Genomic DNA, 11,378 nt, shown 5'->3' with positions numbered 1-11,378 from the left:
TTAAAACAGACATACAAGATAAGCATAGAAAAGGTTCGCACTATGGGTATTCTCTCCGGTAAAAACGCACTCATTGTTGGCCTTGCCAGCAATAAATCCATCGCCTACGGCATTGCAAAAGCGATGCAGCGTGAAGGTGCCGATCTGGCTTTCACCTACCAAAACGAAAGATTACGTGGCCGTGTTGAAAAAATTGGTGCTGAATGTGGCTCTGAAATTTTCATACCCTGTGATGTTAGCAGCGACAAAGAGATCGAAAAAGTATTTGAACACCTTGACAACTACTGGGATCACGTCGATATCATTATTCACTCGGTTGCCTTCGCCCCCCGTGAAGAGCTCGAAGGGGACTACCTGGAGTGCGTCACCCGTGACGGCTTTAAAACAGCCCACGACATCAGCTCATACTCCTTTGCGGCACTCGCTAAAGCCGGTCGTAACATGATGCAGGGGCGCAACGGCTCACTCATCACCATGAGCTACTTAGGTGCTGAACGCTTCATCCCTAACTACAATGTAATGGGTATCGCCAAGGCCAGCCTAGAAGCCAATGTTCGCTACATGGCAAATGCTGTTGGCCCAGAGGGTATTCGTGTCAATGCGGTCTCCGCAGGCCCGATTCGCACTTTAGCCGCTGCGGGCATCAGCGGCTTTCGTCGGATGCTGGACTACTCAGAAGAGAACTCACCGATGCGCCGTAATGTCACTATCGATGATGTCGGCAACGTAACCGCCTTCCTCGCCTCCGACCTGGCAATGGGCGTGACCGGTGAAGTGATTCATGTCGATAGCGGTTATCATACCGTGGCAATGCCACAGAAGATCTAGCCATGCCAGCGCTTTAAAACGTCGGCGAGTGCCGGCCTTTTAAAGCAGACAACATTAAAATGTTGCCAAAACAAAAAAACCGCTTGTAGCTCAGCTGGATAGAGCGGTCCCCTCCTAAGGGACAGGTCAGTGGTTCGAATCCACTCAAGCGGACCATTTCATGCTCGGCCACGTCACAATCAGCGCAGCCCCCACTGCTCAAACCAACAGACAAAGGTCCCCATGTCTAACGCCCCCAAAATAGGCGATACAGTCGCCAACTTCACCCGCCCTGCAACCGGTGAGCAAAACATCTCACTCAGCAACCTTCGTGGTAAAAACATTGTGCTCTATTTTTACCCGAGAGACAGCACACCAGGCTGCACCACCGAGGGGCAGGATTTTCGTGACCTACACGCTGAGTTCAGTCAATTAAATACCGTGATTCTTGGCGTCTCCCGAGACACCATGAAGCGCCATGAAAACTTTAAAAGTAAGCACAGCTTCCCCTTCGAACTGCTCTCCGATGAAGATGAAACCCTGTGCCGAGCATTTGATGTTATCAAACTAAAAAAACTCTACGGAAAAGAGTCATTCGGTATTGAAAGAAGCACTTTCCTCATCGATGAAGCTGGCATCCTTCGTCATGAGTGGCGAAAAGTTAAAGTAAAAGAGCATGCCAATGCAGTGCTTCAAACGGTTAAGGATGTTCTGAAATTTAGGCCAAGCTAATAAGTGTTATGCTAAGTAAAGCGCCCTGTGTGAAGCCACATGCAGGGTGTTGTGGGGGCTTAGAGGTTAGAAACCCTTGGCTACCCGATTAGGTGTTCTTTGTTCAATATCACCAAATATCTTCAACTGACGGATCATCGTAACGATCCAGAGTAGCCAACCATTCTGACATGCTTTCTTTGATTTCTTCTTTTAAATCATCCAAGTCATTTTTTTCTATTAACCCTTTCTCATACAGGAAAGTGTAAAACCTTTTAATGCTTGTCGCATTGCCTTTGATGCTTGATCGGCTTGCCCACATTGCCTTTTTGATAAACCAATATCCAAGAAACATACCTACAGCACCAACACCCTCCGTTGCTTCTATTGCATCTTCGTACAGTAGATATTCGTTTAAGTAGAAACCAATGTTTGAGAGATGATTGCTTATCGTGTTTTCCGACAACCCGGTTGATTTCAGAAAAACCTCAAACTCATTTAATAGCTGTTCATTGGTTTTCCTTATCTTTTTGCACTCGTTCTCGTATCTTTCGTAATCATCCATTTTTCTTCTCAATTGGTTGATGTTTTTTTGCACCTAACGAGGCTGTAGAAAATCCCCTTCTGAGTCCTTTACTACCTGCCCAGCGTCTCTTTTTTGATTATCCTAACCATCTCTCAATTCCACATCACTTTCAATGACAATCATCTTCCACTCCGATATTTACCTGCAAATAGCAGTATCTACAGCTATTAAGGGCCATATTTGGCCTCCTTTACCCTCAGTGGGTTAATTGTCCATAGTTGGCCAGTTTCTCTATATCGCAACGCTTCTTCGCTGTTAAATGTAAAGTCGCTGGGGAGGCCGTTGAGTTAATGGCGGCGCATCGGGTATGCACTTGGCGGTTTAATCTGCCCTACAATAGAGACCTCACCACTTCATTTGAGGCGGTGAGGTCACTCAACTGACTACCTTTCCGCTAGGAGGCTGTCGGACTTAGGGTGAATCTACTGCGGAAAAGCCATTCAGGCCCATTTCTCCGATCATTTTCGTTGAATATGCTCAATATTCACCTCAAACGATCAAAAAAATGGACTCAAAATGGCTTTCCCTCGCTACGATCACCTAAGCCCGACAGCCTCCTAGCTTAGCTTTGGAGAACCAGGCGAACAGGGTGGGTAAGATAAACAGGGTTAAGAAGGTGGCGCTGAGTAGCCCACCTACAATCACCGTGGCCAGGGGTTTTTGAATTTCGGCCCCTACGCCAGTCGAAATCAGCATCGGTATGAGTCCGAGTGCCGAGGTGATGGCGGTCATCAATACGGGGCGCAAACGTGAGGTTGCGCCACTGAAAACAGCCTCTTCCACCGACAATCCATCCGCTATCCGTTGATTTATGCTCTCCACCATGACTACGCCATTCAGTACCGCAACGCCAAACAGGGTAATGAAGCCGATAGAGCTGGGTACCGAGAGGTACTGCCCGGAGAGGTAGAGGGCGAAGACTCCACCAATCACCGCCAGCGGTACGTTGACCAAGATAAGCAGTGCCTGACCGACTGAGTTGAATGCGAAGTAGAGTAGCAGTGCAATCAGTGCCAAAGAGAGCGGTACAATCATACTGAGCCGTTGTTGCGCTCGCTGCTGGCTCTCAAATTGTCCTCCAATATCGACCGAGTAACCGGAGGGTAGCTCTACTTGTTCTGCAATCGCACGCTGGATGTCTGCTACCACACCGCCCATATCACGCCCCTGTACATTGGCTTGAATGACTACACGCCGCTGCACATCGTCTCGGCGCACTTGGGGCGGCCCGGATTCAATGCTGATTTGGGCAACATCTCCTAACCTTACCCAGGCACCCGTGGGTGCTTGCAGGCGCAGGTTGTTAATCGCAGTCGGATCAACGCGGAACGATTCGGCTAGACGAACATAGATGTCGTAGCGCTCATTGCCATTGATGATCTGCCCCGCCTCGCGACCACCCAGGCCATCCCGGACAATCGCCATCACATCACCCACGGCTAACCCATAACGGGAGAGCTGCGCTCTGTCGGGTCGTATCACCAGTTGCGCTTCGCCGACAATCTGTTCCATTGCCACATCCCGCGCACCGTCAACACTTTGTATCACTTGTTCAATAGCCGCACCCTTCTCTGCTAATACCGCCAGATCAGGGCCAAATAGTTTAATCGCCAGCTGCGCCTTCACGCCTGACAGTAGCTCATCCACTCGGGTCGCTATGGGTTGTGAAAAGTTGAGCAGTAGGCCGGGGTGTTGCTCCAGCTTATGTTCCATCAATCCTTGCAACTCCTGGCGATTGCGGGCACTGCTCCACTCACTCACCGGTTTCAAGCCAATATATATTTCGATATTGTTAACCGGCTCTGGGTCACCGCCAATTTCTGGGCGGCCCACTCGACTCAAGGCGTAAGTGACTTCGGGGAACTCCAGTAACATCGTTTCCAGTTTTGGGGCAACCGTGAGTGCTGTCTCCAGGCTGGCCGAAGGGGCTAGTGTAACGCGCAGATTGATGGTTCCCTCTTCTAGCTCTGGCACAAACTCGGTACCTAACTGCGGTACCAGTGCGACTGTAGCTATCATCAGCAACACCGCTCCACCCACTACGATGCGGGTTCTTTTTAGCGCCCAACGCAAACCACGACGATAAAGCTTATCCAACGGCTTGAGAACAAAGCTCTCTTTTTCGCGCACGCCGTGGCGGAACAGGTAGGTGGCCAGTGCCGGCACAATGATCAGCGCGACAAAAGCTGCCGCCACCACTGCCAGCATAATGCTGATGGCCATAGGCTGAAACAGCTTCGCCTCAACACCTTCAAAACTGAACAGCGGTAAAAACACCACCAGAATAATTGAGGTGGCAAAAAATATCGGACGCGCCACCTCCCTGCCGGCAATTTGCAGCCGTAACGCAATGCCGTTTTTATCATGGGCGACATCATAGGGGTCTGCATCTTGAGCGCCTGCACGGGCATGGGCTTGTTTGTCATGTTCGGCATCGGGGTGTGTGAGGTGTTTGAACATATTGTCCACCATCACTACCGAACCATCCACCAACATACCAATAGCCACCGCAATGCCACCCAGTGACATCAGGTTGGCTGAGAGGCCAAACCAGGCCATGATCATCAGCGCGATACCAATGGAGATGGGAATCGAGATCAGCACCAGAAAAGTCGCCCGCAGGTTCATTAAAAACAGCGCCAGCACCACCACAATAAATATGAAGGCCAGCAGCAGCGCATTAACAACCGTGCTCACCGCCTGGGTGATCAGATCACTCTGATCATAAAAGACCTCAAAGCGTACGCCTTCAGGCAGGGCCTGCTGAATTAACGCCACACGGCTTTCGATTCCGTCAATGGTGCTTTTGGTATTGGAACCCATCCGTTTCAGCACAATACCGGCCACCACTTCACCCAGCACCTGCGGATCACCTTGGGCATCGCGGCGTGTCATGGTAACGGCACCTTGGCGTATTTCACTGCCCAGTGCCACCGTAGCCACCTGAGCCACTGTTACCACCGTTCCATCCACCGTTTTCAGCGGAATTTGTCGCAGCTCCTTCAGCCCCTGCTCATCATGACTTAACCAGCCGACACCGCGAATAACCAACTGCTCCTGACCGCGATCCATATACCAGCCGCCCGCATTGGCATTGTTGTTCTCCAGCGCTGTAACCACATCCTGCTGACTCAACCCATAGGCCAGCAGACGGGATGGATTCAGATTAACCTGATACTGCTTAACATCTCCCCCAAAGGAGAGTACCTCGGTCACCCCATCCACTGGCATCAGCAGCAATTTGACCACCCAGTCATTTAGACTACGCAGCGCCATGGCATCAAAGCGGCTTTTGTCATCCGCCACTAGCAGGTATTGATAGATCTGCCCCAGGCCCGAAGTATTGGGGCCAATCTCGGGCATTCCCACCCCGTCGGGAATCAGCTCTTTTGCCGATTGCAATCGCTCAAATACTAACTGGCGGGCAAAGTAGATATCTTTCCCCTCTTTGAACACCACCGTGATACCGGACAAGCCGGTTTTGGAGATCGAACGCACCTGCTCCACATCAGGCAGGGCATACATCACCGCTTCGATGGGAAAAGTGATTAGCTGCTCAACCTCTTCCGAGGCCAGGCCAGGTGCTTCTGTATTGATGGAAACTTGAACATTGGTCACATCAGGAAAGGCATCTAGGTTCAGTTTTGGAATAATAAGTGTCGCAGCAGCTGTTAACGCCAGCAGACCAATCACAACCAATAAACGGTTGATAACTGACCAGTCGATAATACGATTCAACATAATCTTTATCTCTCTGCTCAGTTAATTAATGGTTGTGCGGATCAAAGCCACCCTTGGCCATTTCAGACTGCACAAAGAAAGCACCTTTACCCACGATGGTAGTGCCCTCTTCAATACCTTCAATCAACATACGGTCACCCACCGTATCCAGCACCGTCACCTCTTTGGGTTCAAAACGACCGGGGGCGATCTCCACAAACAGCTGCCAATCACCCTCGGGGCTGCGTAAAATTGCCGCTACTGGTACCACCAGACCCTGACGTTTTTGATTACCTTCGATAACAACATTCACAAACTGCCCAGGGTGTAGCTCATCGTTGCGATTCTCCACTTCAATATGCACCGCCAGGGTGCGTGTGGTCGCATCCAGTGTGTGGCGAGCCTGCACAACTTTCCCGCTCATCCAGCGCTTGCCAACCTGCACCTGGGCGGGTGATTTCAGTGCAATACGGGCCGCATCATCCGGTGTTAGACGTGCCTCAACCCAGAGCAGAGACTCATCACTGATCTCCATCAATACATAACCCGGCTCAATCAACTCACCCACCACAAAATCATCGCTAATGAGGGTGCCATCTTGAAATGAGAGCAGGTCAAATTCACCCGTGGCACGCGTGGCATCGCCGGTTTCAATCAAAGACTCGATCTGCTGCTTCGTCATACCGTAGGCGTTAACCTTGGCGTAAGCCTGCTGATAAGCTATTTGAGCGGCAACAAAACGCTTTTCAGAGAGCACTTTACGCCCCAGCTTCTCAACGCGGCGCAGCTCAACACTCGCCTCCATCAACGCCCCTTGTGCTTCTGCCATCTCAACACTGGAGAGGGTAATTAATCGCGCTCCCTTTTTGACGTGATCACCAAGATAGGCGTGTCGCTTTATCACTTGAGCAGCGGTGCGAGGTGTTATCTTGGTCGTTCGATAAGCATTCAATATCGCCTCACCCGGTGCGGTGATGGCACCACCCAGTGATTGGCGTGTAACGATCATCGTCTCAATACCGGCGATACGACGCTGAGTCTCGCTCAACTCAACATCACTCACCTCTTCACCATGGCCGTGACCATCATCATCCGCCTCATCGTGACCACCGTGGTCGTGACCGTGCTCTTCATGGCCATCACCCTGATGTTCATGTTGCTCTTTTTCGTGCTGATGCCCCTCTTCACCGTGCGGGCCATGGCTCTCGATCATTTCAATGTCTGAAAAATCATCCAGACCCTCATCATCATGGCCATGTCCCTCACCAGCAAAAACAGTACCGGGAGCTGTCAGGCTCAATAAAACCCATAAAATCAATCTGCTTTTCATTTACTTACTCTCCAGAATTCTCTGTTTGTGCAGGGGTAAAACCCAACCATGTTTCAACCTGAGCTGACGCATCCAGCCAGCTAATTGCCGCCCGCCACACCTCTCCCATCAACCGCGTCGCTGCGGTCTGGGTATCTATATTCTGTTTCGCCTGAATCAGGTAATCAGTCGCGGTCAACTCTTCAGCCTGCCATAGCTGCTCCAGCAAACTCATCTGTTGACGATGCGCCTGTTTCCCGTTGGTAACCCAGGCAGCCCAGGCACGGGCGGTGTTATGGAAGCGCCCCAGCGTACCCTCAAGACGTGCTTTGGCGCGGCGATGAGCATCGTGATAAGCCAGCTCTTCAACCACCGCATCATAAGAAGCTGCACGGACACCCGCCTTAAAGTTATTGCGCACAAATAGCGGGATCTCCAGCGTCAGCCCCAGCAAGCGCTCAGAGCCCTCACGGCCAGCACGAAAGCCAATGGTGGGGTCAGACTGCCCTTGGCTTTCCGCCAAACCAATGCGTGACTTGGCTAGCTCCATTCGACTACGCAACACAGCAAGCGCGGGGAGTGATTGAAGTAGCGCAGGGTCAATCCGCTTCGGAGGTGCTGCCAGCTGACGGGGTAACGGCGGCCAGTTAACGTGATCAAAACCGGTCACTGCCCGCAGTGCCGCTTCAGCTTCGGCCAGCTCACTCTCTCTCGCCGCTTGCTTCATTAACGCTTCACTATAAGTAACATGGGCCAAAGTACCCTCTAGTGCCCCCATATCGCCCGCAGCCTGGCGCTGCTGCACCGTATCAAGAAACCCTTTCATCAACTGGCTACGCTGCATCGACAGCATTTGCATTTCGCGTGCGGTAAAGTAGTGCGCCAGCGCCTCTAGGGCTTCCACCGCAACCTGCTGGCGTTGTGTTATAAATTCCGCCTCAGCGAAACGTACCGCAGAGTGGGCCATACGCGTTTTAGCCAGACGCTTATCCCCCCAATCCAGCGTTTGGCGAAAACCGATTGAAGCCGTATTCACATCCGTGCGTTCGGCCTCCAGTTCAAGGGCCGGGTTATAAAGAGGGCGATCTGCGCCATCGACTCGCGCCCGCGCCGCTTCAATCGCCGCTTGCGCCCCTTGAATTGTTGGGCTATCGAGCCACACCTGCTGAATAAAAACCTGGAGTGATGGGTCAACTAACTGCGCTACATCAGCACTAATGGTCAGGGTCGAGAGGGGTCTCTCAGGGGAAGGTACTGCCCAGACGGGTAACACCAGACAAGCGAATACGCCTGCCGATAAATATTTTTTAAACAACATAAACTAAATCCTTCGCGTGCAAAGAAAAACACTACGCATCACCTTAGGCGACACATAACAAAACAGCGAAAATTTAGGCGATAGGAGGTCTTAAAAGTGGGGCTATATAGAGGGAGTGGGGAGTCTGTGCGGGTACCAAAAAATCACTCTTGCTGTTCGCAGCAAAAGGTGTGGTTTGAGTAAAAACCAGACCCACCAAATGGGCGCTGCCGTGGCCACAGTGATTATCATTGTGCAAATCGCCCTCGCTGTGATCATGCTGTTCACAAGCGGAGAGATCAACAGAGAGCAGGTCATGACCCATCGCTGCTTCGGGATGAATATCCCAAGCATAAGCCAACCCTAAACTAAGGTTGGCTAACAGCAACAAACAGATCAGTATCTTCTTCATGATAGTGGCTAATTTAGGTGAAGTGTGGCGATGCTGTCAACCCTAACCCCCAAATAGAGGTGCGAAATAACCTCATCACCTAAAATTAATCACTCTTGTGCGGGTGAAATCGTGAGTAGCTTACCGTCAGAGTCAACCGCGACAGCACCCGTTGTTTTCAACATTTGGCTAACACCCTCACCCACCTGTACCGGCACCGCGCCCGCACGTGCCATCTCCCTTCCTGAAAATGAACCCGAGACCAGCAGGTTCAGATAGAGCCTTCCCTCATGACTTGGTGAGATAAATATCTCCTCGGTTACTCTGCTGCCACTCTGCTGTGAACCAAAATTCACAGCATAGCGCCCGCTGGGCAGTGTTAACCCCTCCCCTGCGCTCACCGTCAGCGTGAGGTTTTCAACGTCGGCACTGGCCGTTAAGGTCACTGTCACCAGTAGGTCTTCCCCTAGTGATACCTTTTTAGGCACGCTGTAAGCGATCGCAATCGGTGCTGATATTTTATGCGAAGCGGGCACTTCGCCATCGATGTAGCTCACGCTCTTTTCTGCACAACCACTCAACCCAAGCAGTAACACGCCAGTCGATAAAAACAGTAAAAATAGATGTTTCATTATATCTCTCATTCAAGTTATTTAGCGGGGTGATAAAGTCAATTAATAGCAACCTCGAAACACTCCTCGCCATTATAAAGAGCGTTGACCACATCATAATCAAATATCTCGATAATATGCCATCCACTTGAGAAGTTCATGACCACTGTTTCCGTGCCGCCCTGGCCAAAAACATCCCTTGAACCCACAAGCCCCCCCTTTTTGAAAACATCGATCACCGCATCGCCATTACTATCGGGTGCTGCGGTCACGGTATAACTACCCGCAGTTGGAATGTTGACCTGTAAAAAACGGCGATTCATCAGTTTGTTGCCATTACCATTGCCACCATGAGTGCAGACTGAAAGTGCCGCAGCACCCACAGTGATGGGGATATAGAGCGGCAATCCATTGGCTTCACCACCGCTATTGGTTTCAGTCTGTGTGCTATCCCACTCATCCAGTGCCGTGGTGGTGATATTTTCATAACTGAGCAGGCTATTAATGGCTGCAATATCTCCCGGGTTGTTCGCTTTTATAAAGCTCATGAATGAGTGAATGGTGGTAAATGAGTCGGTGTTCTTTTGCTCATTAACCAGCACATTGTAAATGGGTGAAAAACCCAGCGATATCGTGTCGATTCCATCCTCATCTGTGCTGTCATAGAGATCATAAAGGATGCTCTGAATCGACGCGGTGCTATACCAACCCACTGACTCCGTGTCGAAGTCATTATCATCAAGGTTGATCAGGATACCTGTCTGCCCTTGTGACGGCCCGAGGGTATCGACATAATTAATATTATCGGTAACCATTCCTGAAAAGGCATTACCAAAGCCCTCGCCAAACGCAACTCTGGGATCCAATTTTTGCCCTGAGCTGTGTGGTCCACCAATGTGGTCGGATCGTGACAATACGGACTCAAAATAATGCCCCCACTCATGAGCAATGATATGGCTATCGTACTCATCCGTATCATTATTGGCATGACCCAAGATGTAAAGTTCGCCCTGTGAAAATAGAGAGGTACCAATCTCTCCAATGGCGGCATTACCCGCCACCGCAACATTGTTAACACTCCAGTTAATCAACAGCTGGGGCAAGTCGACCGTTGCATCCGCAGCCACCACCATATCCACCGCTTGATAAACGGTATTCAAAATAGCAAAGGGTGCCGCTACCCGTGCTGAAGAGTATGATGCACCGCCCCAGCCAGAGGGTGCGTGGAGGTTTTTATCCAGAATAGCCACGGTGCCCGAATTAAACGGGCTGCTCTGCATCGCATAAAGCGCCTGACTATTGGTATTATCCACCACCTGAATATCCCATGAAGGGCCCCCGGTTGTGAGCATTTGTGCTTTCACTCGGATGGTGATGTTTGTCGCAGCGGGTACCGTCATACTATAAGCACCCGTAGCATCGGTTGCCGCCAAGCCCACCCGTAAATCATCTGACACCCTGATGGCTTCAACCACAACACCCCGTGCAGGCTTGGCTGTTTGGGCCGCATAATCAAGGCCCGATGTGGTCGATGTCGGTATGTGGTCAAATGTAACTAACCCGGAAATGGTGAGATCACCTATAACACTATCAAAGCTCGCCGTTACGGTGCAGTCTGCCACTACAGCCGCAGTGGTATAGGTGTTTCCGGCCCGTGAGCCGCCACAACCTGACACACTTGCAATACTAAAACCATCAATGGGTATTATGGATAGATCAGCATAACCCCCTTCACTAACGGTTACCGTTGTGGGGTTAATCTCTCCCCCAACACCCACAGAAGTGCTAACGGTGAAATAAGTAGTCTCCACCGCACCCTCACCACCACAAGCCGACAGTAAGGCTAAAAAAAAGAGCAGGCAGGTTAATTTAGTGATGTTGTTGAGTATCATTGTTACCCCTTTCACCCGGCTTATTCAGATCATAAACAAAAAAGGCGACCCGAA

At 50.8% G+C, this 11,378-nt stretch carries 9 protein-coding genes and 1 tRNA gene; 3 read left to right on the top strand and 7 right to left on the bottom strand.

Annotated elements, in window-relative coordinates; translation table 11 throughout:
- Positions 1-42 precede the first annotated feature (42 nt).
- From L3J94_02530 to L3J94_02520, 3 genes are all read left to right on the top strand, one after another.
- Positions 43-828 carry an enoyl-ACP reductase gene (locus L3J94_02530; protein ID MCF6217633.1) on the top strand — a complete coding sequence of 262 codons (786 nt, stop codon included), beginning with the start codon at positions 43-45 and terminating at the stop codon, positions 826-828.
- Between the two features lie 79 nt (positions 829-907).
- Positions 908-984, top strand: a tRNA-Arg gene (locus L3J94_02525).
- 66 nt (positions 985-1,050) lie between these two features.
- On the top strand, positions 1,051-1,539 hold the full coding sequence (locus L3J94_02520) for a peroxiredoxin (protein MCF6217632.1): 489 nt from the start codon (positions 1,051-1,053) through the stop codon (positions 1,537-1,539).
- 109 nt (positions 1,540-1,648) lie between these two features.
- On the opposite strand, the gene L3J94_02515 is transcribed toward L3J94_02520, so the two are convergent.
- The 7 genes from L3J94_02515 to L3J94_02485 form a co-directional block, all read right to left on the bottom strand.
- Positions 1,649-2,083 carry a phage integrase SAM-like domain-containing protein gene (locus tag L3J94_02515; protein ID MCF6217631.1) on the bottom strand — a complete coding sequence of 145 codons (435 nt, stop codon included), beginning with the start codon at positions 2,081-2,083 and terminating at the stop codon, positions 1,649-1,651.
- 561 nt (positions 2,084-2,644) lie between these two features.
- Complete coding sequence (locus tag L3J94_02510) at positions 2,645-5,845, bottom strand: CusA/CzcA family heavy metal efflux RND transporter (GenBank protein ID MCF6217630.1); 3,201 nt, start codon at positions 5,843-5,845, stop codon at positions 2,645-2,647.
- A 25-nt stretch (positions 5,846-5,870) separates the two neighbouring features.
- The gene (locus L3J94_02505; protein MCF6217629.1) at positions 5,871-7,154 is read right to left on the bottom strand and encodes an efflux RND transporter periplasmic adaptor subunit; all 1,284 of its coding nucleotides are present in this window, start codon (positions 7,152-7,154) and stop codon (positions 5,871-5,873) included.
- A gap of 4 nt (positions 7,155-7,158) precedes the next feature.
- The gene (locus L3J94_02500) at positions 7,159-8,451 is read right to left on the bottom strand and encodes a TolC family protein (protein MCF6217628.1); all 1,293 of its coding nucleotides are present in this window, start codon (positions 8,449-8,451) and stop codon (positions 7,159-7,161) included.
- A gap of 73 nt (positions 8,452-8,524) precedes the next feature.
- The gene (locus tag L3J94_02495; GenBank protein MCF6217627.1) at positions 8,525-8,842 is read right to left on the bottom strand and encodes a hypothetical protein; all 318 of its coding nucleotides are present in this window, start codon (positions 8,840-8,842) and stop codon (positions 8,525-8,527) included.
- Between the two features lie 89 nt (positions 8,843-8,931).
- The gene (locus L3J94_02490) at positions 8,932-9,453 is read right to left on the bottom strand and encodes a hypothetical protein (GenBank protein ID MCF6217626.1); all 522 of its coding nucleotides are present in this window, start codon (positions 9,451-9,453) and stop codon (positions 8,932-8,934) included.
- Positions 9,454-9,491: 38 nt separating this feature from the next.
- Positions 9,492-11,324 carry a hypothetical protein gene (locus L3J94_02485; GenBank protein ID MCF6217625.1) on the bottom strand — a complete coding sequence of 611 codons (1,833 nt, stop codon included), beginning with the start codon at positions 11,322-11,324 and terminating at the stop codon, positions 9,492-9,494.
- Between the last annotated feature and the right edge of the window lie 54 nt (positions 11,325-11,378).

This window comes from Gammaproteobacteria bacterium (genome assembly GCA_021647245.1).
In the GTDB taxonomy this organism is placed as follows: Bacteria; Pseudomonadota; Gammaproteobacteria; order RBG-16-57-12; family RBG-16-57-12; genus JAFLJP01.
Note: the sequence above shows the minus strand (reverse complement) of the source record. Positions and strands in the feature narration are given on the sequence as shown.